Genomic DNA, 22,559 nt, shown 5'->3' with positions numbered 1-22,559 from the left:
ATATCTTATGAAATTTTCAATTTTAGGAATACTGTTAACATTCACTATTGGTACATTCGGACAAAGCAATGAGGGTTTTTGGGACAACATCAGGACAACCGATGAAACTATTATTCTTGAGGCCGGAAAACGAAAAGTAATCAAAACAACCGATTTCCCGATTGGAACTACTGAGGTGGTTTATCGCATTTTGCTTTTGGATGACAATCAAAAAATCAGTTCGAGTTTGGTTTCTGTACTAAAAGCAATTCCGGATCCAACAGGAATCAGTCAAGGTGCTGCGGGAACAGTGTTTTTACTTTCAACCATTTCCGGTGATGACAAGTGTAAGTTTGCGGTGTTTACCAGTGAAAATGACGCGTTACAATACGAAAAGACCGGAACACCCAAGAATGCTTGTATTGTTCAAGACGAGCCGGTGAATAAAGCGGCCAAACTACTTACCGAGAAATCAAAATGTCTGCCACTAAATACTCGAAATCTCTGGTTTGGCTTTCAAAGCGACAATTGGGTGATGAAAGAAAAAATCGTTTTGGAAGTTGTGCCTTGGGTAAATTACAATCTGCGAAGCGGTTGGACACCCGAGAATAAAAAAGAGATTTTAGCCTTGGTCGAAAAATTAGAAATGACTTCAAAAGTGGCCAATAAAGATTTGTTTTTAGGCGATTTCTTAAAGGCTTTTACAACTAAATATACTTATTCGGATTATAAAAAGCTTCTGGCGGCTGAGAAAGCCAAAACCATTGATACTATGGCAGAAGAAAGCTTGGTTAATTCAGGACAATTGACCGGCTATTTGGAAAAAATCAGGAGCGAAGCTAAAAAACTGAATTTTACCAATAAATCAGAAGAAGCTATTGCTAAAATTCAAAAGGAAATCATTGAAAAAAACAGAGCCACAGCTACAGATTATGGTTTGCTGGGCGGTTTGTATTTGTCGTCCAAACAATTTGTAAAAGCGGAGGAAGCTTTTGAAAAAGCCATTGCCCTGAATCCGTCGGAGCTGCATTATCGTTTGCAATTGGCACATGTTTATATGTTTACCGATCGAATAAATAAGGCGAAAGACATCCATAAAAAATACAAACAAAACAATTTGTCGGGGAATAAAAGTTGGGCAAGCCAAGCCAAAACCGACATGCAACAGTTTGAAAAAAATGGTTTTCCTACCGATAATTTTAAAAAAGTTTTACGCGTTTTAGACTAAAAAGATGACAGCAACTTACCATAAATACGTTCTTCATTTTAAGCAACCTTCAGGCACTTCTCGAGGCGTTTTGACCGACAAAGAAACCTGGTTTTTAATACTCGAAAAAGACGGTAAAAAAGGCATAGGCGAGTGCGGAATTTTACGCGGATTATCGGCTGATGATCGTCCCGATTATGAAGAAAAATTGCGTTGGGTTTGTGAAAATATTCACCTTGGCGAGGAAAAATTATGGCAAGAATTGATCGAATTTCCATCCATTCAATTTGGAGTAGAGATGGCTTTTTTGTCTTTAAAAAGTGAAAATCCTTTTGTTTTATTTCCGTCAAAATTTACCTCGGGCGAAAAATCTATCGTCATCAACGGACTCGTTTGGATGGGTGATGAAGCCTTTATGAAACGCCAAATAGAAGAAAAAATTGCCCAAGGATTTACCTGTATAAAAATGAAGATTGGCGCCATAGATTTCAACAAAGAAATCGAATTATTGCGCTTTATTCGTCAAAATTTTGATGAAAATACGATTGAGATTAGGGTTGATGCTAACGGTGCTTTTTCTGAAAATGAAGCTTTAGATAAAATTAATCAAATAACTGGTTTTAAATTACATAGCATAGAGCAACCGATTCAGAAAAACCATACTGACACGATGTCAGTTTTGTGTAAATCAACCAATTTGCCAATTGCTTTGGATGAAGAACTCATTGGTGTATTTTCTTTGGAAGATAAAGAACAATTACTGTTAAAAATCCAACCCCAATACATCATTTTGAAGCCAAGTTTCATCGGTGGTTTTCGCGGTACTTTAGAATGGATTTCCCTGGCCGAAAAATTAAATATCGGTTGGTGGATTACTTCCGCTTTAGAAAGTAATGTCGGTTTGAACGCGATTGCTCAATTTACTTTTTTACAAAACAATTTAATGCCACAAGGTTTAGGAACCGGAAGTTTGTATACCAATAATTTTGATTGTCCGCTGCAAGTTTCACAAGGCCAACTTTGGTATAGAAATGAGTCCGATTGGAAAATTAATTTGGATGATTTTGAATAAAAAAACCTGCTCATTTGAACAGGTTTTTTTGCTTTAAAAAGTTACTTTCCCCAATCAATTTTTCTGGAGAAATACATCACGGCTCCGAGGATGAAAAATAAGCCAATGCTTCCCACCAAAAGCGCATAATCTTCCATTTGGATAATCACATAAATGAAGGTGTACAAAACAGAAAGTGACGTCGCAATAAACAGCGGGAATTTTCTATTCTTCAAAATCGAAATCGAATAGAGTGTAATCATAACTACCACCGCAATTCCGGAAATGGCATAAGCTAAACTAAAACTACTGTGTTCAGTAATTGAAATCAATAAAGTGTAAAACATAATCAGCGCAATACCAATCATTGAATATTGAAAAATATGAATATTGATTTTGCTTATCGACTGAATTAAGAAGAAAATCAGAAATGTCAAACCGATTACCAGGAAGCCATACTTTGAAACGCGTTCGTTTTGCTGGTATTCGTCGACAGTATCGATTAATTTTACCCCAAAGCGGTAATCTTCTAAATTGGGTAAAACATTGGCGTATTGCTGCGAAAAAGTGCGGTTGATGTCTAAAATTTTCCAATCGACATGAAAACCGTCTTTGTTGACCACTTTGGTAGTGTCATTGGCCGCAAAAGAACCTTCAAAACTTGGCGATTCCCAATCGGAGTCGATACCAACAGCGGTTACTTTTCCGATCGGAATAAAGTTGATGCTGTTGCTGCCATTGTAAGTGATGCCAAAATTGAAATTGATTAGGCTGTTAGTCGCTAAGGTTTTATAATCAAAGAGATTGGTGGCTAAAACACTGTAATTGCTTTTGTCATCAGGTTGTGGTTCAAAGGTTAGTTTTTCATTGTTGAGCTGAATCTTTAACTCGCTTTTGATGCTTTTCAGATTGGTAGTTTTGACAATGATAGCCGCTTTATCCCATTGAATACTTTCTTCCGGGATATTAAGTTTGGTAAAATTGGGCGCAGTGAAATTGCCTTTAAAATTCATGTCTGCGGTAAAAACTACCGGATTAAAAATGCTGCGTTTTAAGGATTCGTTTTTCTTTACTTTGGAAGTATTGGTTAATTCACTGGGGAAGAAGTAAGCATAATTAGTTGTGGCTCTTCTTTGCAAAGTGGTTGCGCCGGTTTTTTGGTCGGTGACGTTGATATTTTCATAAGTGTTATACGGTATTCGCAAAATTGGTCCGTAAAAAGCAACATCGCTACCCCAAAGATTGGAGATTTCGTTAACGACTTCCGATTTTCGTTGGGCTCGTTCTGCAATTAAGTTTTGTACAAAAAGCAAAGGAATGAGCAGGACAAAGGTGAGCAATCCTACCATAATCATTTTGGCGGTGGTGGATTGAAAAAATGTTTTTTCTTCGTTGTTTTGTTGTTCTTGAAATTCTTGATTTTCCATGATTTACTGGTTTTAAAATGAATAATTTTGATGCATAGCGATAAAAAAATAGAGAATGGCGATTGGGATATTGGCAAGCATAATCAGCATTTTGATAGCTAACACTTCTCGGTCTTTGGGATATATGCAAAATTGATACAGCAGATTTAACAAGACAACGCCATTAAACAATGAAGCAAACAGCACATAAAAAAAGCCTATAACCAATAATTGCATTAAGCCCGGGAAAAGCATATAAAAGAGTAGGATAATTGTGCCAATGGCAAAGGAGCCTAATGCCAAATAGGTCGAAAATCGGCTCGATTTTTCTCTTTGATTATAAATTGATGTTTCCATGATTAGGATTGTTTGAGGTTAAATTCTTTTTGATTAAAAACGAAAAATAGATGAATACACCAAAGTGTATTGAAAACAATATTGATTTAAGCGATATGGCCATTTGGAACAAATCATATGCTAATTCAAATGGATTGCTTATAATATCCCAACTGTTGTAACGTAAAATCCGTCCGATATAAATTCCTATACCGCAGAGAAAACAAATGATGGGAATGATTAAGCTGGTAATTTTTACCGTTGTGAACTGATAGAGGATTTTTTCAAAATCGAGTAAGGACAGTATTCCAAAGGCAAAACCAATCAAGGCATAAGAACTCAGGATAATCAAATCGAGCCAAAAAATGTGTCCGTCAGAGTTAACCAAATGCACTAAATCAGTAATGATATAAAACGCATTGGGCACAAAAGCCAACCAAATTCCCATGATAGCTAATACTTTGAATTGGGCTGTTTTCTTTAAGTCCAAAGTCAATAAGTGTAACGTAATTACATAAGGAATGAAGGCCAGAAATACATTCCAAATCAGGAAAAACAAGTAAACAGAATTGGTGATTTTGGCTCTGACTAATAGAAGTGAAAGACAATAAAGTCCGTAGCAAAGCAACAATTGGTTGGCTTTTTTGTTTTGATTGAAGAGTTTAAGTAGTGCGTCCATTTTTATTTGATGTTAAAAGAGTTTTGAATGTTTTGTATCGGAATAAATAGCATTTTTTCAAAAGGCAAATCGTGGAAATGATGGGCATTTTGGCCTCTTTTATAGTAATTTAAAAAGGTATTGAATCGGTTAGGATAGAAGAGTGTACCCATGAAAATCACCATATACAAATAGGCGCTTTTTTTGCCGTTGCCTAACAAATAATACTGCATTCCGATTTCTTCAATGACTGAAACTCCGGTGTTGGTCAACACATGTATGACATCGTGATCTTCGAGTTTGGGTTGCATTTCGAAATTGTATTTTAGTAAAAAGCAGCCCATGTGAAAACCCAAACTTTCTTGTGGATACTGAATCAGCTCTTTGGGTGTTACGTTCCAAGGGTCGTTCTTTTTGAAGAATTTTTGGTAGGGCTTTTTGCTCCACTCGTACATTTTTTCGATGATTAAATCTCTCATAAATTAAATTAAAAGTACTTTGAATTTCAAAGTTAATAGATAAAAAAATAGTTAGCTTTTAGATATTAATTTTTCAAGCGCTTCGATGTGATCTTGAAAGGCTTTTTTTCCGGTAGCTGTGGCGATGTAACGCGTATTGGGTTTTTTTCCGATAAATTGTTTTTCAATCATGATGTATTCTTCGTTTTCCAAGGCTTTGGTATGGCTGGCCAAGTTACCGTCGGTGACACCCAGTAATTCTTTGAGCATGTTAAAATCGGCACTTTCGTTGACCATCAATACCGACATAATTCCCAAACGAATTCGGTGATCAAAAGCTTTGTTGATATTTTGGATGAGGTTTTTCAAAATTAATAAGTGTCAATTACGGTTACCAATAAAGGCGAATCTACCAATTGTGATGGCGCTACAACTTTTTCTTCTAACGGAATTGTATTCCCGTAACGTTCCTGCAAGATGGCTTTTACTTTTGGGTTATCCAAATTAAATTTTTTTAAACTTTCCAATCCACAAAGTTCTATTCCCGCGGCATTTTTATAGATTTTCCAAACTAATTCGGAACAATATATTTTGTCATCAGTCCATTCAAAATAAAGGTCGTAATCTTTGTTTTTAAACTGACTTCCGTACGATTTCATTTTTTCAACCACTGAAGCATTTAAAATAGTATTTGCATTTTTCAATCTTTTTACCAAATAGGCATTACCTTGACCATGGGAAATCCATTCTTTGAAAGGCGTTATTTTTACCGGTTGAACCGCTTCATAAACATATTTTTCGCCTTTGATGTCATAAATAATTCCACAATGAGAAAATTTTGAGTTGGTCGCAATTCTTACCGCTTCACATTGTCTGGATTGTGAAGTTTGAAAGATGATATCACCGTCACGCAATGATTCTTGGGCTTTTTGGTCTAATTTGGCAAAAGCTTTATCAACTTGAATTGCATTGACTTTTGCCAATACAAAAAAGGCAACCAGCAAACCTGCTATGATTACAACTGCTTTTTTCATTACTTATTTTCTATCGTATTTAAAATACATAATGCTTCCGTATAGAATATTGCAAACCCCAAATCCCAATGCCCAAAACAGCAACCCGTAACTCAGAAACCAGGTTGACAATAGTCCGAGCAATATTTGAGTGATTCCCAGATAACGCACATCACCCAGTGTGTATTTGCTGGCATTTACACAAGCCAATCCATAAAAAATTAGCGTTAGTGGCGCAACCAATTCTAATATGTTTTTTTCTATTAGGAAAACTATAAAAAATCCGCCGGTTAGCAAAGGAATTAAAAAATTAATCAATAATCTTCTTGAAGTTGGATTCCAAAATTCCTCTTTTCCTTTTGTCGCTTTTCTCAAACTCAAAAACAGTCCGGTTATAATAGATAAAATCATTACAGAAATACCGATTAGCAATAATCGATAAACCGCTTCAAAAGAAATCACTAAATCTCTGTAAGAACCGCTAGTTGAAGTATCAAAGTAGATGGTTTTATAAGCCAACCATGCGCCAATTAATGAATATACTCCGGCTAGCACACCGGATAAACCACTCAATGACATAAATCTTGATGACTGTGACATCATTTGCTTGATGTCTTGAATGTCTTTTAAATAATCTTTAGTTTCCATATAAAAGTACTTTGAAAAACAAAGTAAGTAAATAATTTTTCTGTGACCAAATGTTTTTTCATTTATTTTTGAGAAAAATTATCCTAATGAGAAAACTTCTTTTCGGTGCTACATTTTTCCTGACTTCCTTTGCGTTTGGCCAAGTCAAAGACGAACAAATGTTGAAAGATATTTATACAATGGCTTTGACTAATTCTAAAAGTTACGCATGGCTCGATGATTTGTCTAATAAAATCGGACATCGTTTGTCAGGTTCGGTTGGCGCTGAAAAAGGGGTAATTTATACCAAACAACAATTGGAGACTTTGGGTTTGGATAGGGTTTATCTGCAAGAAGTAATGGTGCCTAAATGGGTTAGAGGTGAAAAAGAAACTGCTTATATTATAGATAAAAAAAATAAAATTAGTGTTCCTATTTGTGCGCTTGGCGGTTCAGTAGCCACTCCGAAAGAAGGAATTACTGCAGAGATTATAGAAGTCCATAGTCTAAAAGAGTTGGAAACTTTAGGTGAAGCCAAAATTAAAGGCAAAATCGTTTTTTACAACCGCCCGATGGAACCTGAAAATATTGATACATTTTTATCTTACGGTCGATGTGGTGACCAAAGAAGATCCGGAGCCCATGAAGCAGCAAAGTTTGGTGCTGTTGGAACCATTGTTCGTTCTCTCAATTTAAGATTAGACGATTTTCCACACACCGGCGCTACCAGTTATGGCGATTTACCCAAAGAAAAATACATTCCAACGGCTGCCATCAGTACCAATGGTGCCGAATTGTTGAGCCAAAAATTGAAAGAGAATCCGAAACTTACCTTTTATTTTAAACAATCCTGCCAACAATTGGAGGATGTACTTTCCTATAATGTAATCGGAGAAATTAAAGGAACGGTTCATCCCGATAAAATTATGGTGGTAAGTGGTCATCTAGATTCCTGGGATTTGGCCGATGGTTCACACGATGACGGTGCGGGTTGTGTACAAAGTATGGCTGTTTTGGAAATCTTTAAAAAGCTCAACTATCAACCTAAAAATACCCTGAGAGTGGTATTATACATGAACGAAGAAAACGGTGGACGAGGTGGAAAGCAATACGAAGCAGAATCCAAACGCAATAAGGAGAACCATATTTTTGCCATGGAAAGTGATGCGGGTGGATTTACACCCAGAGGTTTTTCTTTGGAATGCGATGAGCCTAATTTTACCAAAGTCAGAAGTTGGGCATCATTGTTTGAACCTTATTTAATCCATCTTTTTGTGAAAGGGCATACGGGTTCGGATATTCATCCGTTGACGTCGACTAAAATCGTTAAAGCCGGTTTGCGTCCGGATTCACAGCGTTACTTTGATTACCATCATGCCGCCAATGATACTTTTGAGGCCATTAATAAAAGAGAATTAGAGCTTGGTGCCGCTACGATGGCTTCCTTACTTTATTTGTTTGACCAATACGGCATTGATTAATTGAAACCTACGCAATTATACCTACTCAATCAACCCGAAAAGTATCGAGACATGCTTTTGCATATCATTGCCGTTGTTGAACATACTTTACCGGAAGCTACTTTAGAATATAAATGGGGTATTCCTTATTTCTATTACAAAAAGAAACCGTTTTGCTATCTCAATGCGAGTCACAAACGCCAATTTGTAGATGTTGGTTTTGCTAAAGGTTTTCAGTTGAATGGTCAACAACAACACTTAATCGCAGACAACGGTAGAAACACCATAAAATCATTGCGTTATTATGCTTTAGATAAAATAGATAACAACATTTTAGTTGCAGTTATTGAAGAAGCTAAGACTTTATATTAAAAAAAAACGTCCCGATTATCGGGACGTTTTTAATTTTAGTTTTGACCTATTTTATAAATCCAACCGGTTTTGGCTTCGGTTTCATTATTGAATTCAATCACGTAATAGTAAGTGCCATCCGGTAATTCTTCTCCTTTATCGGATTGACCTCTCCATTCGTCACGGTATTGGTTTTTACTGTAGACTTTCATTCCGTAACGATTGTATATACTAAGATTTTTAACATCGAGTAAACTCAAATCAAAGAAATCATTGTTACCGTCATTATCGGCAGAAATACCTTTTTGTATGTCACAATAGATTCTGTCCAATGTAATCGACTCGTTTCTAAAACAACCGTCTGGAGTAGTAACGGTCACATTAAATGATACAGGCAGTTCTTCAATGATAGAAGTTAAATTTAAATATTGACTAACATCAAATGTGTTTGCGTTAGAGCCAACTAACTGTTGGTCACTCGTAAACCAAGCAAAACTAGCAGTATTTACATCAAAAGTAGCATTGACAGCAGCAACTTCTAAAATGAAGTTATTTCCAACACAACTTCCGGTAATTTCAAAATCAAAACCACTTTGAACGGTTACCGCAAGACTTCCATTGGTAGCACATTGTCCGGCATTAGAAGTAAAAGTATAAGTTCCCGAAGTAGTATTGTCAATAACTGCAGGTGTCCAAGTTCCACTTATGCCTTCTATAGAAGTTGCAGGAAGTGTTGGAGCAATTTCTCCAATACATAATGGTGCAATACTATTAAAGGTAGGATTCACAATCGGATTAACGGTGATAGTCAAAGTTGATGTCGGACCACAAACACTTGAATTTAAGGTAAAGGTATAAGTGCCTGTTTGTGTATTACTAGCCGTGCTTGGATTCCAAGTACCGGCATATCCTTCAATAGAGGTTGTTGGCAACGAAACAGAATCACCGCTACAAATAGTAATTGGTGTGAAAGTAGCGGTTACAAATGGTTTAACGGTAATTGTACCCGTTAGATTTACGGTATTACAAGTTCCTGTAGCACTCACTGTAAAGTTGAAAGTACCCGATTCAGATGGAGAACCACTAATAGTGAAGACTCCTGTACCCGAATCGAATGTTCCTGTAACTCCTGCAGGAAGACCTGTAACAGTAACCGCAGTAGCCTCAGTTGCAGTGTAAACAATGTTTGCAATAGCTGTATTGATACAAACAATTTGGCTGTTGTTGTTTGTGGTTAATGCCAAACCTGTAGCAGGTGTTAAAGAGACTACCCCTGAAGTTGGCAATGAACTACATTCCACTGAAGTAACCGAAACCGCATCAAGGAAATTACCAACTGATGGATTTCCGCCCGCACTTGATACAGATACAAATCGCAAAGTATAGTTATTGCCACCGGTAGCCGGGATGGTATAGGTTAAGTTGCGTAAAACCCAAGCAGTATTGCCATCGGTAAAGTTACCTAAACTCACATAAGGTCCGCCAACAGGGCCAATTTCTACCCTTACAGTATCACTGCCTTGACGGCCACGGTGGGCAAAGGAGATTTGGAGTTGAGAACCCGGACTTGTTGTAAAGTCTTGGAATATAGTAGCTATTGAATTACCGTTCATTTCAATGAACTGGTTTCCTTGGTAAGCAAAAACATTTTCAAATCCGGCCGCAGGCCAAACTTCTAAAATTCCGTCTGCCGCAGTGGTGTCCCAACAAGGAACAACATTTTCATTCAACATATTAGGAAACTGACCTGTTGCGGTTGGGTTTTCGAAACTACCGTTACAAAATTGTGTAGCAATAGGAGTCGCAACAACAGTATACGTTCCAGGAACCGTAGTTGTAAAACTGGCAACGTTACCCGGATTGGTAAAGCCTGAAGGAACTGTCCATACATAATTATAAGTACCCGGAATTTGCGGTGTAGCAGTTACAGTTGCTGTTTGATTATTACAAATGGCAGTACTATTAACCGTTACTACAGGTGCCCCCGGATTAATTAAAGTTACTGTATCGCCGGAAGTTACCGTACAATTCGTCGTGTTTAGATTAAATGAAGTATAAACACCGGCATTCAATCCGGTTAGAATGATTTGCCCGTTAGCGTCTGAAGTAAAGTTAGTCGGACCAACCAAAACAGTATCATCCAAATATGTTACAGCATAAGTTTGATTAGGAATCAAATTACTTATAGTAATTGTACCCGTATTTCCATTACAAGTCAAAGGATCTGTACCGGTTACCGGTGCTGTAGAAGGAATGTTAAATGTGATTATATCTGTTGCACTAAAAGAACATCCATTAACTGCAAAATTAAAGTTAGAATAGGTTCCTGCATTTAATCCTGTAAGCGTATAGGCACCATTATTATCAGTTAAAAAGCTAATTGGACCAACGGAAGTAGTATCATCTGAATAAAATAACGAGTAGTTTGTATTTGGTGTTAAACTACCAATAGTAATGGTTCCATCTGTTGCAGCACAACTTGTTGGAGTTGTAGAAGCAAAGGTCGGATTGGCTTGTAAAGTATAGGTGGCTATATAATTTGCACCATTGTTATTAATTAGTATGGTATCATCACACTGGGTAGTTGAATTAACATCTCCGGTTACATCATAATATACTTCTAAAACATATTCTCCGGCAGGATAAGCAGTTAAATCAATTGGGAATTCGGCATCAGTTAATACTCTTTGCCATTTTTGATCACCGGTTGAACATGGTCCGCCACTTGGGAATGTACCACCAGCACAGTCATCTAAAAATGGTAAATTCATCACGGCAAAAGCTCCGGGAGTTCCGGTAGCGGGATAAATTCTATAATTTAAACGCGCACTACAAACATTTGCGGTGGCAATTTTAAACGTTTTTAATTCTGCTCCTCTCAATTTGAAAGTATTGGAGTAGGATACAAAAGTTCCGAAATCGGTATTAGGGAAAATATTTTGTGCAGGTCCGATAATTGAAGCGCCTGAACCTACTGTATTAAAGAAGTTTGAGGTTTGACAATTGTTTAACCATACTGCACTAGCATAACTTCCAAAAGAACAATCCTGATAAACTGTGATGGCCAAAGTTGTGGTTGTAGCACATTGATTAGCATCCGGTGTAAAGGTATAAGTTCCGGATTGCGTATTGTCTACTATAGCAGGTGACCAAGTTCCGGTAATTCCGTTCAAAGAGGTCAAAGGTAGCACAGGAGCAGTATCTCCGCTACAAATTGGTGCCGGAGATAAGAAAGTTGGGGTAACCAAAGGATTAACCGTTATATTTCTAACCACAGCTGTAGCACATTGACCTGCATCTGGAGTAAAAGTATAAGTTCCGGATTGCGTATTGTCTATGGTTACCGGATTCCAAATACCGGTTACGGTATTGTTAGATGTTGTTGGCAATACCGGGGCTGTTTCTCCGTAACATAAGGTCGGAATGGCATCAAAATTTGGATTAATGGTAGGATTAATCGTGATAGAAACCGTAACGGGAGATGAGCATGAGTTCGTGTCCGGTGTAAAAGTATAACTTCCCGATTGAGTGTTATTGACCAAAGCCGGTGACCAAGTTCCTGTAACACCGTTGTTAGAAGTGGTTGGTAAAGCAGCAATTGTTTCGCCTTCACAATAAGGGCCGAAAGTATCAAACACCGGCGCGTCATCATTACTCACTGTGATAGTAACAAAATCTGATACGTCTTGAGGACAAAGTGCGTTACCATCGGTTGAAGTTGCCGTAATGGTGTAAACTCCGGCAGCAGTTGGCGTAAAGGTTACAGCGCTACCGGTAGTGGCACTAAGACCGGTTGTTGCCGGCAAAGAAGTCCAATTGTATGTTCCGTTTCCTCCTGTGGCGTTTAGGGTTGTATTTTCCCCTAAACAGATAGTATCGTCTGAAGTAGTGGCGTTAACCTGAGTTTGAATACCACTATTGGCGGCAATAACATAATTACAAACATCACCTCCAAATCCATCAATCATGATGTAATAAGTATTTCCGACAATCAATCCATTAGCTGAAATATTAGTAGATCCTGAAGGAACGTTGCCCGGACTCCAACAAGTAAAGTTGTTGACTGTACCTGAGCAATTGGTGGCACTAAAAATCATAATTTGAATACCGCCGTTTTCTAACGAGCTTGTTACCCAAACATCGAAAGAAATCGTAGTTGATGTTGCTACAAAAGTCAGGAAAGAGTTGTTTTCAATTGAACCGCAAAAGGCAGTGTTTAATTGTGACCAATAATCTGCAGTATAAGTAGAAGAAGTACTTCCGCAATATCCATTTAAATTACATATAGGTGTTGCCGTTTGACATGTATTTCCGGCCGGCTGATTGTTGATACAAGTCGGCGGTGGTACCGGAGTAGTAATACAAATGTTAAAGGTTGAATTTTGATTAGGTGTTGAAGTATAAGAATAAATTCGAATATAGTAAACTTGTCCTACAGTCAAATTACTGGCTGTACTTGTATTAGGATCACTACAATATAGTTGGGTTAAATTACCGCAATTACCTGTGTATAAAACATGAAATAAATCTTGAGTAGAACCTACAATGTTTTGTAATGAGATGATATGTTGAGTGCTGGTTGCGGTAAATTGGAACCAAACATCATCATCATCGGTTCCGAAACAAGTATTTCCTTGGGTCGAAGCCGTAGCACCGGTTAATGTACCTGAAGCGGTCAAAGTACAAAAAGTAGCCGGGTTAACAGGGACTATTATGGCATTAGCACATTCATCATTAGTGATCAAAGTGGTGAAAGTTACTTTGTTTGACCACAAACTAATATCAGTTGTACTACAAATGGCTCTAACATAAACGTCATAAGAAGTGGCCGAAGTCAAACCATTGGCTTGGTATGGGTTGTTTGTTGTAATAATTCCCGTAGCAGAAGCTAGTGGTGCAGGCGAACCTGCCGGTAATAACAAAACTTCCCAGGTCGTTGCGGTTCCGACTTCTGTCCATGCAATATTAGCACTGTTTTGTCCAATAGCGGAAATAGTAACTGCTGTTGGTTTCGGACAAGTTGGCGGTGGTAAACATAAAATAGTAGCGTCCCATCCGGCCAAAGTTACAGAAGTATCGGAAGTGAAAACAAAAGTCAAACAGCCGTTGACAGCACTTGAAGTAAATGAAGGTGGTAATGTAGCTCCGGTAAAAGTACCTAATAAGGTTCCGGCGGCACTATTTCCATCATAAATCCTCAAATAATCAAATCCACTTTCAAGGTTGAAGGTATTGAAGATAACTGTAATTTGATCACCAGGCGTATCAGGACAAATCACAGTAGTAACATTGGCACTGTTATTATAAACCCCAGTTGCACCACCGGTATCATAAAAATGATTTCCGGCACAATAATTTGCCGCTGTTGAAAATAAAAACGGACCAGACCAAGCACTAAAAGTACCGTTGCCGCAATCAGCTCTTACATAAAACTGATAATTGGTTCCTGATGTTAAGCTCGAAATCGGATTGGTAGTATTACTGCTGGTTTGGATTCCAGAACCTGATGGTATGGCCGAACCTGCCGTTTGCACTACGTATTCCCATGAAGTCGCACCGCCCGGATTTGCCCAACTTATATTAGCTCCATTTTGGCTAATACCGGTTGCACTTAAAGTAGTTGGCGGCGGACAGTTAACTGTTTGTAAGGTTAAAGTATAGCCGGTAGTTTGCGGCGAAGCCCAAGTTGAAATTACAATATAGTAAGTGGTACCTGCAGTAACTGTTAAATCAAAATTTCTAACACCCGTTCCCGAATTACCAATTCCGGCAACACAACTCACCCCAATGTTCGCACAACTGTTATAAACAAATATACCCGAATAAGTCGCAGTAGGTGTCATCGTAACGTTGATTACCCCATTTGTAGTAGCGGTGTAAGCATAGACAACATCGTTTCCGTTGAGGTATCCGTTGGTGGCACCGCATGTTGTTCCCGGTACACCTTCGATAGTGGTGTTATCACTGTAGTTTGCCGTGTTGTCTGTAGTCGTGTAAGGCAAAGTGCCAATAACAATAGGAGCTGAACAACTAATCCCTGGAGATGAAGTTGAAAATAAAAATGGTCCAATCCATAAACTGTTTCCACCATTAGCACAAAGTGCTCTTACATAGTATTTGTAATCTGTTGAAGGTGTAAAAGGAGTTCCTGTAGCTGTTGCGGTAGCGGTGTAAGGAAGTATTCCATTGTAAACTACTCCAACTCCGGTAAAGGTTCCGGCAGCCGGTAAAACTTCAATTTCCCAAGAAGTAGCACCACTTGGATTTCCCCAACCTAAATTAGCTGAGGTTTGTGTAATTCCGGTAGCACTTAATGTTGTTGGATCTAAACATTGCTCAATGATACTTACATTATCTACTAACCAGCGGTCACCGTCTAATGTTGTGAGTGGTTGGGTGTATATTTTTACAAAAGAAACATAAACCTGTTGTCCGGCATAAGCTGACAAACTAACCACTTTTTCTTCATAAATATTATAGGCTGTTGTCAAATCAACTTCAGACCATTGCTGAACTAGAGTATAAGCTCCGGGATCGGTTTGTGAAGCACTGGCTGGTGCTACTTTAATTTGGTATATGGTACCTTGATTACCGGTTGTAAAACTTCTGGTGTAAAAATGAAGCTGACCGTTGGTAGGGATGTTTACCAATGGTGTAGCCAAATAATCTTCTGAAGTATTTCCTTGACCTATGTTTTCTCGGTTAACATAGGCAGCATTTGTTCCTTGATAAACTATTGGGGGAGTCGGAGGTGTAGTTACTGAACTGTTGATACCCCATCGTTGCCCAAGGCCAACTCCATTGTCAAAAACAGCCCAGTTTCCAGTTCCCAGTGTCCAAGTGGTTGATGGTAAGTTGTCAGGTCCGGTGGTTGATTCAAAACCTTCCACCGCTAATTGGGAATATCCTTTCAGCGAGAGGAAGAGGATTAATACTAGTAATGTAATTTTTTTCATACGGGTTGGTTTTAGGTTGGGTAATTAAAAAAATTATACTTTAAAAATGCCTCCAAAGGCAATGATTCTTTGTAAAAAATAAAAATGCTGCGATGCTTTATCAGCAGTACTTTTGGTTGTTCTGATGTCATTCATGTCAATGTAACCTCCTTTCAATTCGGCTTGAATAAAAAAGTGTTTGAAAAAAGTAAGGTTCAATCCCATTTTAGCTGAAACACCATAACCTGCTGCGTGAAATTCGTCATATCTTTCCTTTTCCAGTAACTTGGTGTTGGTTTTGGGATACAATAATCCGGCACCTAAACCTTCTGTAATATTGACTTGAAATTTATCGGTATTTCGAATTTTAAAAAGTTTTGAAATATCATCTACTCTCGAGAATTCGGTATTTATATAATTCAATCCATCTGTATGCTCAAACGTTAGGAAATCATCGGTTAAGGTGATAGGTTCATTATTATAGTTTCCGTCAAACGCTGTTCCGTCATTGATATTTCCGGAAATGTTAACGACTTGATCCTGATTCATAACATATTTCATGTGATCAATTCCAATAGAAATATTGTAATGATCATTGATAAAATAACCGATTCTCAAATTGGTTTGTGGTATAGTCATTCGGGCCGGATTTACATAGTCTATTTGCCAACCCTTCGGTTTATCTCTTGCGGTAACATCATGCAGCGTAAAATTGTAATTGTCTCCTTTGAAATGAATATCAGATTTTGAATAATTTTCTCTATTTCCGCCCCAAAAAACATACATTTTTCCCTTGTTATGGGCAGTGTATTTATTCGGATTGGCTGATTTTTCTTGTGCTGAAACTGTTTGCGTTAAGGCATAAATCATTAAACATGAAACAAAAAATATTTTTTTCAAGGCTTGTATAAATTTTAAAATTAAAAAGAATTGATGGTTTTTCTGATGGCTACCAATCTAGTCATTAAACCTTCGAAATAATCTAAGTGCAGCATATTGGCACCATCACTTTTGGCATTGGCCGGGTCAAAATGGGTTTCGATAAAAATCCCGTCAACACCAACCACAATACCGGCTTTGGCTATTGTTTCAATCATATCCGGTCTTCCGCCGGTTACACCGGTAGTTTGATTAGGCTGTTGAAGCGAATGGGTAACATCAAGAACAGTAGTAGCGTATTGTTGCATGGTCGGAATACCTCGAAAATCAACAATCATATCTTGGTAACCAAACATGGTTCCTCTATCAGTAACCATAACGTTTTGATTGTTGCAGTCTAAAACTTTTTGCACCGCATGTTTCATACTTTCCGGACTCATGAATTGTCCTTTTTTTAAGTTGACGGCTTTTCCGGTATTGGCTGCAGCTACAACCAAATCGGTTTGTCGTACCAAAAAGGCCGGTATTTGTAAAACATCAACATATTGAGCGGCTCTATCGGCATCTTCATTGGTGTGAATGTCTGTAACTGTAGGAATGTGAAAAGTTTCCGAAACTTTGCGTAGAATTTTGAGTGCTTTCTCATCACCAATCCCCGAAAAGCTATCAATTCTGGAGCGATTGGCTTTTTTAAAAGAACCTTTAAAAACGTATGGGATTTCTAATTTGTCAGTTATGGTAACTAATTTTTCGGCAATTCGCATCGCCATTTCTTCGCCTTCAATGGCACACGGACCTGCAAGCACAAAGAAATTTCCACTATCGGTATTCTTGATTTGTGGAATGGTATTTATATTCATAAAATTTCAGGTTTTAAAAACCGCTAAGTTATGAATAATTTGATTATGTTATATAGTTATTTTGTTAAGTTATTTTTTGATAGTAAGCCCAATAGGAACAAGTAAATATCCTCTTTCATAAATGTTTATGTAAAGTTTTATCGGACTCTTTTGACCTTCCCAAGTCAACTCGTAAATGTCTAAAAAACCGGCGCCAATTTCTGTTCTTTTGGTTGGAAAAGGACAGCAGCTTTCTAATTTGGTATAAGTTATTTTTTCTCCGTTTGGTCCGGCTAAAGCTCTAAGGTATCTTTCGGCGTTGAGGTTTTCGTCTTTGGTGTTTTTGTAAAAAACATTCACGGGATAATCCGGATCGAAACCATATTTTTTGTCTTTACTGTATTCGGTTAAAACAAAAGTATCTCCTTTTAAGGTAGGAATAGGTGCGTTGTCATCTACATTTTTTAAAGTGGAACGCGTACTGACACAAGAAGTAGTCAAAGAAGTCAGTAAGGCAAAAAGAGTGAGTTTGGCCAATATTTTCATGATGGATTGTTTTTTTTTCGATAATACAATAACCGTGCAATTTATTTTTTGTTTCGAATAATTAAGGCAATAATGGCTCCGGCTATTGTTCCCATAGAGAGCACAGTGTAAATACTTTCAATGATAAAACTTCTTAAATTGAAATATTGTCGGGCCGCTTCTAACGTCATATGGTACTTGAGTAACGGACTTTTGGTTTTGTATTCAATGGCAGTTTCAAAAAAATGTGGGGTTATACTTTTATAGATAACCAACTGGGCAAAAGGAATTAATAAAGCAATAAAAAAAGACAGGATTACGCCGCTGATAAATCCTTGTGACCAGGTTATTTGGTTGTTAAAGAAGTACTTCTTTTTTTCTCTTAAGGCCAAATAGAAGAACAAAAATGCCGGTAGTGCGAACAGATTAGTGTAAATGATATATTTATCAATATGCTTATCGTGAAGTCCGATAAACTTTTCGCCGATTGCCCAAGCTAATACCAGAAGGATGAAGCGAAGCGTCCATTTTATTTCTATAGAATAGTTTTTCATTTTTAGGGTTTGTTTGATGGTCAAAAATACTTTATTTCAATAAATTTTATACCGACAACACTTTAATATTTCTATTTTTGTAAAAAAAAATCAGATGGAATTGATTACGCATACTTGGCATTGGGCCGTTTCAGGATTTTTAATCGGATTGGTGATGCTGACACTCAATTATTTCGGAAAAGTGTTTGGCATGTCTTCTAATTTACGCTCTTTGTGTGCCATGACCGGTATTGGCAAAAAAGTACCTTTCTTTGACTGGGATTGGAAATCCCAACGTTGGAATTTGGCCGTGGTAGCTGGAGCTATGATTGGCGGTTATGTAGCAGTAAATTTTTTGAGCGATGCTTCCAATGTGGCAATCAATCCAAAAACCATAGAGCAATTGACTGCAATGGGTATTGAGGCTCCTAACGGGAAAGTATTGCCGGATGCTCTTTTCGGGAGTGAAATTTTTCAATCTCCTAAAATGATTTTTATACTAATCGTAGGCGGAATTTTGATAGGATTTGGCTCGCGTTATGCCGGAGGTTGTACTTCAGGCCACGCTATTTCGGGTTTGAGTAATTTACAGTTGCCGTCTCTCAAAGCAGTTGTAGGTTTCTTTATTGGCGGATTGATTATGGCACATTTTATTTTACCTTTAATTTTCTAGAAATGAATTTATTAAGATACGTTGTAGTGGGCTTTATTTTCGGGATTATTTTAACCAAAGCTGAAGCTGTTTCTTGGTACCGAATTTATGAAATGTTCCAATTCCAATCCTTTCACATGTATGGCATCATAATGGTAGCGATCATTACAGGTTTAGTTGGAATTCAGTTCATCAAAAGAAAACAAATCAAAGACATAGACGGCAATCCAATTTACATCCAAGACAAAGAGAAAGGAAATGCACGCTATTGGATTGGCGGAATTCTTTTCGGATTAGGTTGGGCTATGGTTGGCGCTTGTCCGGGACCTATTTTTATATTGTTGGGCGCCGGTTTTTTAAGTGTGGGATTAATTCTCATTGGAGCCGTTTTAGGTACTTTTCTTTATGGTGTTCTAAAAGATAAACTACCACATTAAATCATAATCGCCTCAATTATTGAGGCGTTTTTTTTTTGTTCAATTCCTTACTGTTTTGACAATTCTTCACTAAGTGATACATTACCTAAAAGCATTCTTAGTTAATTTGAAAACAAACTAAACTTTAGGAGGTAAAACTTGTTTTTTGTTAAACATTTCATAATAAAATAGCTTGTATGGCTGTTTTAAATAGATAATATTTCGATAAAAGTCAAAAATACCCCATTAAATGCAATAAACTTGCAGTTTGTAGATTTTTTTGGTCAAACGTCGGAAAGATTGTAGGATTAGTTGCTCAGGGTTTAATTTTGTTGTGTTTTACATTCCAAATCTAATAAAACACTATTATGAAAAAGATTTTGCTGCTATTAATTGTTATTTTAAATTTTTCCTATAAAGCCTCCGCTCAATGTACTATTTCAGGCTCACCTAATGTGAATTCAAGTACAGTTTCTTGCAGTTCTTTTAGTGCTTGTACTGTTATCTATGTTGGTGACGGTGTGAATCCTACCAATTTGGTAATGAACCAAAATTTAAATTTTGGTTGTTTAGGACCAATTCAATTTGTGATCAGAAACAATGCAAATATTGATTTCTCCTCCGGAAACTACGATTTATCTCTTCCCGCCGGATCTTCAATTGTTGTTGAATCTGGTGGAAACATAGGAGCCGGAAGTAATTGTAGTGCTTCGGATTTGATTAAAATTGGTAGTATTAAAGTAGCTTCTTGTAATGGTGGCGGTGGTGCCATAACCGACTTTCCTACCTTAGTTTCAGGTGGAGGTTATAATGTTGCTATTGCTTCTGCCACTTCAATTTGCGGATCGGGAACTTCAACAATAACAGCTTCTAAAAATCCGGCACCAACATCATCTACCACATTTAAATTTTACACTGTGGCTTCAGGCGGTACTGCGGTTTACACCACTACTACTAATACAAGTCCGTATACAGTAACTTATACCACACCGGTTTTATCTGCTACAACAAATTACTATGTTGAAGCCATTACTAATTCTAACGGTGATACTACTCCGAGAAAGTTGGTTACCGTTACCGTAAATACTATCCCAACGACACCAACCGTAACGGTGACTCACCCTACTTGTAGTTTAGCGACAGGAACAATCACTGTAAATAGCCCAACTGCCGGCGGTATGACTTATAGTATTAACGGTTCTACTTATACCAATACGTCAGGCGTTTTTAGTGGTTTGTCTGCCGGAAGTTATAATGTAACAGCAAAAAGTGCAGCCGGTTGTATCTCATCAGTTGCTGTTGCAACAGTAAATCCCCAACCGACAATACCGGTGCAACCCACGCTTGGTAGTTTGACCCAACCAACTTGTAATGTTGCTACCGGGAGTTTTGTAATCACCAATTATAATGCTTCCTACTTTTATTCAGTAACTCCATCAGCAGGTGTTTTAATTTCAGGTGCTACTGTAACTGCGCCGGCCGGAACTTATACCGTTACGGCAACCTTATTGCCTTGTAGTTCAATTGAATCGAGTAGTATTACAATTTCATCTCAACCAAGTAATACTTGGAATGGTTCTGTATGGTCTAACGGCGTTCCTACATTAGGACAAAGATTAGTATTTTCAGGAAATTATTCTTCTACCGGAAATGTATCAGGATGTTCCTGTCAAGTAACTTCGGGTACAGTGGTTTTCAATGCCGGACATACTTTGACTATTGCTCATGAAGTTACAGTAAACCCCGGCGGATTATTAACTTTTGAAGACACTGCAAGTTTGGTTCAAATTAATGACACTTCAGTAAATTCAGGAAATATTACTTATAAAAGAAATACAACTCCAATGAAGCTTTATGATTATGGTTATTGGTCTTCACCAGTGAGCAATGCCACACTAAGTCAATTGGCCGGAGATTCTTATTTCTATTCATTTAGCCCAATTACTAATAGTTATGTTTATCATACCGCAGCAACCAATATGGCTCTTGGGGTAGGTTACCTTTCCAGAACACCGGAAAATTTAATTTATAATCCGACTTTGATTTTGCAGTCTACTTTTGTTGGTACGCCTAACAATGGTGTAATTTCTACTCCGATTATCAAATCAACGGCTACCAATAATTTGATTGGAAATCCTTATCCATCTGCAATTGATATAGATTTGTTTTTAACAGATCCGGCGAATTCCGGAATAGTAAACGGAACTATTTTCCTTTGGACACACAACACAGCCATTACCAATAATAATTATTCAGTGAATGATTATGCCAAATACAATTTAACCGGTGGTGTAGCAACGGCTTCAGCAGCCTTAAGTGGCGGAGCTGTGCCAACCGGTAAAGTAGCAGCCGGACAAGGCTTTTTTATCGAGGCCAATACAGCTTTAGCCAACGGAACTTATTCGGCTACTTTTAAAAATTCGATGAGAATTTCAGGAAATAACAATCAGTTTTTCAGAACAAGCAATAGCAATACGGTAAATAGTAATGATGGTGGTTCAGTTTCTCAGTCTTTAGAAAAACACAGGGTTTGGCTTTCTGTTAGTAATAATGAAGGTGCATATAACGAAATGTTGGTAGGATATATCCAAAATGCCACTAACGATTTTGATGCGCTTTTTGACGGAAAAACCACTGTGGTAGGCAATCCGGTTTCAATTTATACCACTGTCGGAACAACAGATTTAGCTATTCAAGGGAAAGCTTTACCTTTTTCGACAGAAGATGTGGTGCCTTTCGGATATGCAACAACTTTTGATGGTGAATTAACCATCAGTTTAGAGAAATTTGACGGTTTATTTGATAATCAAAACATATATTTGTTAGATAAATCAACCGGACTGTATCACGATTTAAAAGCAGGAAATTACAATTTCACAACACTTAGCGGTACTTTTAATGACCGATTTGAATTAAGATTTGACAACCAAGCTTTGGGAATTGATACGAATACAGTTTTTAATAATGATGTCAAAGTAGTTTCAAATAATCAAGGATTATCGGTTTATTGTGCATCAACTCCAATAAACAAAGTAGAAGTATTTGATGTTTTGGGCAAACTTTTATTCAGCCAAAACAATTTAGAAACCAATGCTTTTGAAGCCATTCAATGGCAAGGTGTGTCTCAAATGTTGTTGGTAAAAGTTACTTTAGAAAACGGGCAAACGCATACAAAGAAAACGTTGATACAATAACTAACCCTGTTATCTTATCAGCTGCCACCTCTATCGAAAG

19 protein-coding genes are annotated in these 22,559 nt (G+C 37.5%); 7 read left to right on the top strand and 12 right to left on the bottom strand.

The features are described 5' to 3' along the window. Nucleotides 1–7: 7 nt before the first annotated feature. Complete coding sequence (locus P7V56_RS11275; protein WP_171221914.1) at nt 8–1,207, top strand: tetratricopeptide repeat protein; 1,200 nt, start codon at nt 8–10, stop codon at nt 1,205–1,207. A gap of 4 nt (nt 1,208–1,211) precedes the next feature. Beyond that, entirely contained in the window at nt 1,212–2,258 is a 1,047-nt protein-coding gene (locus tag P7V56_RS11270; protein ID WP_171221913.1) for an o-succinylbenzoate synthase, read from the top strand. 41 nt (nt 2,259–2,299) lie between these two features. On the opposite strand, the gene creD is transcribed toward P7V56_RS11270, so the two are convergent. The 7 genes from creD to P7V56_RS11235 are packed head-to-tail and all read right to left on the bottom strand — an operon-like array spanning nt 2,300 to nt 6,756. After that, the gene (gene creD / locus P7V56_RS11265; RefSeq protein WP_171221912.1) at nt 2,300–3,664 is read right to left on the bottom strand and encodes a cell envelope integrity protein CreD; all 1,365 of its coding nucleotides are present in this window, start codon (nt 3,662–3,664) and stop codon (nt 2,300–2,302) included. Nucleotides 3,665–3,676: 12 nt separating this feature from the next. After that, nucleotides 3,677–4,000, bottom strand: coding sequence for a hypothetical protein (locus tag P7V56_RS11260; RefSeq protein WP_171221911.1), 324 nt, complete (start codon nt 3,998–4,000; stop codon nt 3,677–3,679). After that, nucleotides 3,981–4,658 (bottom strand): DUF1361 domain-containing protein, encoded by a 678-nt coding sequence (locus P7V56_RS11255; RefSeq protein WP_171221910.1) that lies wholly within the window; start codon nt 4,656–4,658, stop codon nt 3,981–3,983. Before P7V56_RS11255 ends, P7V56_RS11260 begins: the two co-directional genes overlap by 20 nt. 2 nt (nt 4,659–4,660) lie before the next feature. Beyond that, the gene (locus tag P7V56_RS11250) at nt 4,661–5,116 is read right to left on the bottom strand and encodes a hypothetical protein (protein ID WP_171221909.1); all 456 of its coding nucleotides are present in this window, start codon (nt 5,114–5,116) and stop codon (nt 4,661–4,663) included. A 51-nt stretch (nt 5,117–5,167) separates the two neighbouring features. Next, nucleotides 5,168–5,464, bottom strand: a complete 297-nt coding sequence (locus tag P7V56_RS11245) for a winged helix-turn-helix domain-containing protein (RefSeq protein WP_171221908.1) — start codon at nt 5,462–5,464, stop codon at nt 5,168–5,170. Between the two features lie 2 nt (nt 5,465–5,466). Further along, nucleotides 5,467–6,129: a YiiX family permuted papain-like enzyme gene (locus P7V56_RS11240; protein WP_171221907.1), complete on the bottom strand. Its 663-nt coding sequence runs from the start codon at nt 6,127–6,129 to the stop codon at nt 5,467–5,469. Nucleotides 6,130–6,132: 3 nt separating this feature from the next. Next, nucleotides 6,133–6,756 carry a hypothetical protein gene (locus P7V56_RS11235; protein WP_171221906.1) on the bottom strand — a complete coding sequence of 208 codons (624 nt, stop codon included), beginning with the start codon at nt 6,754–6,756 and terminating at the stop codon, nt 6,133–6,135. Nucleotides 6,757–6,842: 86 nt separating this feature from the next. On the opposite strand from P7V56_RS11235, the gene P7V56_RS11230 reads away from it, so the two are divergent. Beyond that, a complete protein-coding gene (locus P7V56_RS11230; protein WP_171221905.1) occupies nt 6,843–8,216 on the top strand; it encodes a M28 family peptidase in 1,374 nt (457 codons plus the stop codon). Further along, complete coding sequence (locus P7V56_RS11225; protein ID WP_171221904.1) at nt 8,217–8,567, top strand: DUF1801 domain-containing protein; 351 nt, start codon at nt 8,217–8,219, stop codon at nt 8,565–8,567. A gap of 35 nt (nt 8,568–8,602) precedes the next feature. On the opposite strand, the gene P7V56_RS11220 is transcribed toward P7V56_RS11225, so the two are convergent. The 5 genes from P7V56_RS11220 to P7V56_RS11200 form a co-directional block, all read right to left on the bottom strand. Next, nucleotides 8,603–15,502: a T9SS type B sorting domain-containing protein gene (locus P7V56_RS11220; RefSeq protein ID WP_171221903.1), complete on the bottom strand. Its 6,900-nt coding sequence runs from the start codon at nt 15,500–15,502 to the stop codon at nt 8,603–8,605. Between the two features lie 33 nt (nt 15,503–15,535). Continuing rightward, nucleotides 15,536–16,351: a hypothetical protein gene (locus tag P7V56_RS11215; protein ID WP_171222007.1), complete on the bottom strand. Its 816-nt coding sequence runs from the start codon at nt 16,349–16,351 to the stop codon at nt 15,536–15,538. A 50-nt stretch (nt 16,352–16,401) separates the two neighbouring features. Then, entirely contained in the window at nt 16,402–17,220 is an 819-nt protein-coding gene (gene kdsA, locus P7V56_RS11210; RefSeq protein ID WP_171221902.1) for a 3-deoxy-8-phosphooctulonate synthase, read from the bottom strand. Between the two features lie 69 nt (nt 17,221–17,289). Further along, nucleotides 17,290–17,745: a 2-dehydro-3-deoxyphosphooctonate aldolase gene (locus tag P7V56_RS11205; RefSeq protein WP_171221901.1), complete on the bottom strand. Its 456-nt coding sequence runs from the start codon at nt 17,743–17,745 to the stop codon at nt 17,290–17,292. Between the two features lie 41 nt (nt 17,746–17,786). Beyond that, the gene (locus tag P7V56_RS11200) at nt 17,787–18,278 is read right to left on the bottom strand and encodes a DUF4199 domain-containing protein (protein WP_171221900.1); all 492 of its coding nucleotides are present in this window, start codon (nt 18,276–18,278) and stop codon (nt 17,787–17,789) included. A gap of 94 nt (nt 18,279–18,372) precedes the next feature. Between P7V56_RS11200 and P7V56_RS11195 the strand changes: the two genes are divergently transcribed. The 3 genes from P7V56_RS11195 (at nt 18,373) to P7V56_RS11185 (ending at nt 22,519) form a co-directional block, all read left to right on the top strand. Further along, nucleotides 18,373–18,930 carry a YeeE/YedE family protein gene (locus tag P7V56_RS11195; protein WP_171221899.1) on the top strand — a complete coding sequence of 186 codons (558 nt, stop codon included), beginning with the start codon at nt 18,373–18,375 and terminating at the stop codon, nt 18,928–18,930. 2 nt (nt 18,931–18,932) lie between these two features. Beyond that, nucleotides 18,933–19,346 carry a DUF6691 family protein gene (locus P7V56_RS11190; protein WP_171221898.1) on the top strand — a complete coding sequence of 138 codons (414 nt, stop codon included), beginning with the start codon at nt 18,933–18,935 and terminating at the stop codon, nt 19,344–19,346. 347 nt (nt 19,347–19,693) lie between these two features. Further along, on the top strand, nt 19,694–22,519 hold the full coding sequence (locus P7V56_RS11185) for a RemA C-terminal-like gliding motility protein (protein ID WP_171221897.1): 2,826 nt from the start codon (nt 19,694–19,696) through the stop codon (nt 22,517–22,519). Nucleotides 22,520–22,559 lie beyond the last annotated feature (40 nt).

The sequence above is a fragment of the Flavobacterium sp. IMCC34852 genome (assembly GCF_030643905.1).
Classification (GTDB): Bacteria; Bacteroidota; Bacteroidia; order Flavobacteriales; family Flavobacteriaceae; genus Flavobacterium; species Flavobacterium rivulicola.
This window is presented reverse-complemented; position numbering and strand designations above follow the sequence as displayed.

What these genes read in the sequence shown, in the direction of transcription:
- P7V56_RS11230 (WP_171221905.1), top strand. Translation starts at nt 6,843, where the DNA reads ATGAGAAAACTTCTTTTCGGTGCTACATTTTTCCTGACTTCCTTTGCG.
- P7V56_RS11270 (WP_171221913.1), top strand. Translation starts at nt 1,212, where the DNA reads ATGACAGCAACTTACCATAAATACGTTCTTCATTTTAAGCAACCTTCA.
- P7V56_RS11185 (WP_171221897.1), top strand. Translation starts at nt 19,694, where the DNA reads ATGAAAAAGATTTTGCTGCTATTAATTGTTATTTTAAATTTTTCCTAT.
- P7V56_RS11275 (WP_171221914.1), top strand. Translation starts at nt 8, where the DNA reads ATGAAATTTTCAATTTTAGGAATACTGTTAACATTCACTATTGGTACA.
- P7V56_RS11200 (WP_171221900.1), bottom strand. Translation starts at nt 18,278, where the DNA reads ATGAAAAACTATTCTATAGAAATAAAATGGACGCTTCGCTTCATCCTT.
- P7V56_RS11250 (WP_171221909.1), bottom strand. Translation starts at nt 5,116, where the DNA reads ATGAGAGATTTAATCATCGAAAAAATGTACGAGTGGAGCAAAAAGCCC.
- P7V56_RS11195 (WP_171221899.1), top strand. Translation starts at nt 18,373, where the DNA reads ATGGAATTGATTACGCATACTTGGCATTGGGCCGTTTCAGGATTTTTA.
- P7V56_RS11215 (WP_171222007.1), bottom strand. Translation starts at nt 16,351, where the DNA reads ATGATTTATGCCTTAACGCAAACAGTTTCAGCACAAGAAAAATCAGCC.
- P7V56_RS11255 (WP_171221910.1), bottom strand. Translation starts at nt 4,658, where the DNA reads ATGGACGCACTACTTAAACTCTTCAATCAAAACAAAAAAGCCAACCAA.
- P7V56_RS11190 (WP_171221898.1), top strand. Translation starts at nt 18,933, where the DNA reads ATGAATTTATTAAGATACGTTGTAGTGGGCTTTATTTTCGGGATTATT.
- P7V56_RS11235 (WP_171221906.1), bottom strand. Translation starts at nt 6,756, where the DNA reads ATGGAAACTAAAGATTATTTAAAAGACATTCAAGACATCAAGCAAATG.
- P7V56_RS11205 (WP_171221901.1), bottom strand. Translation starts at nt 17,745, where the DNA reads ATGAAAATATTGGCCAAACTCACTCTTTTTGCCTTACTGACTTCTTTG.
- P7V56_RS11240 (WP_171221907.1), bottom strand. Translation starts at nt 6,129, where the DNA reads ATGAAAAAAGCAGTTGTAATCATAGCAGGTTTGCTGGTTGCCTTTTTT.
- kdsA (WP_171221902.1), bottom strand. Translation starts at nt 17,220, where the DNA reads ATGAATATAAATACCATTCCACAAATCAAGAATACCGATAGTGGAAAT.
- P7V56_RS11220 (WP_171221903.1), bottom strand. Translation starts at nt 15,502, where the DNA reads ATGAAAAAAATTACATTACTAGTATTAATCCTCTTCCTCTCGCTGAAA.
- creD (WP_171221912.1), bottom strand. Translation starts at nt 3,664, where the DNA reads ATGGAAAATCAAGAATTTCAAGAACAACAAAACAACGAAGAAAAAACA.
- P7V56_RS11260 (WP_171221911.1), bottom strand. Translation starts at nt 4,000, where the DNA reads ATGGAAACATCAATTTATAATCAAAGAGAAAAATCGAGCCGATTTTCG.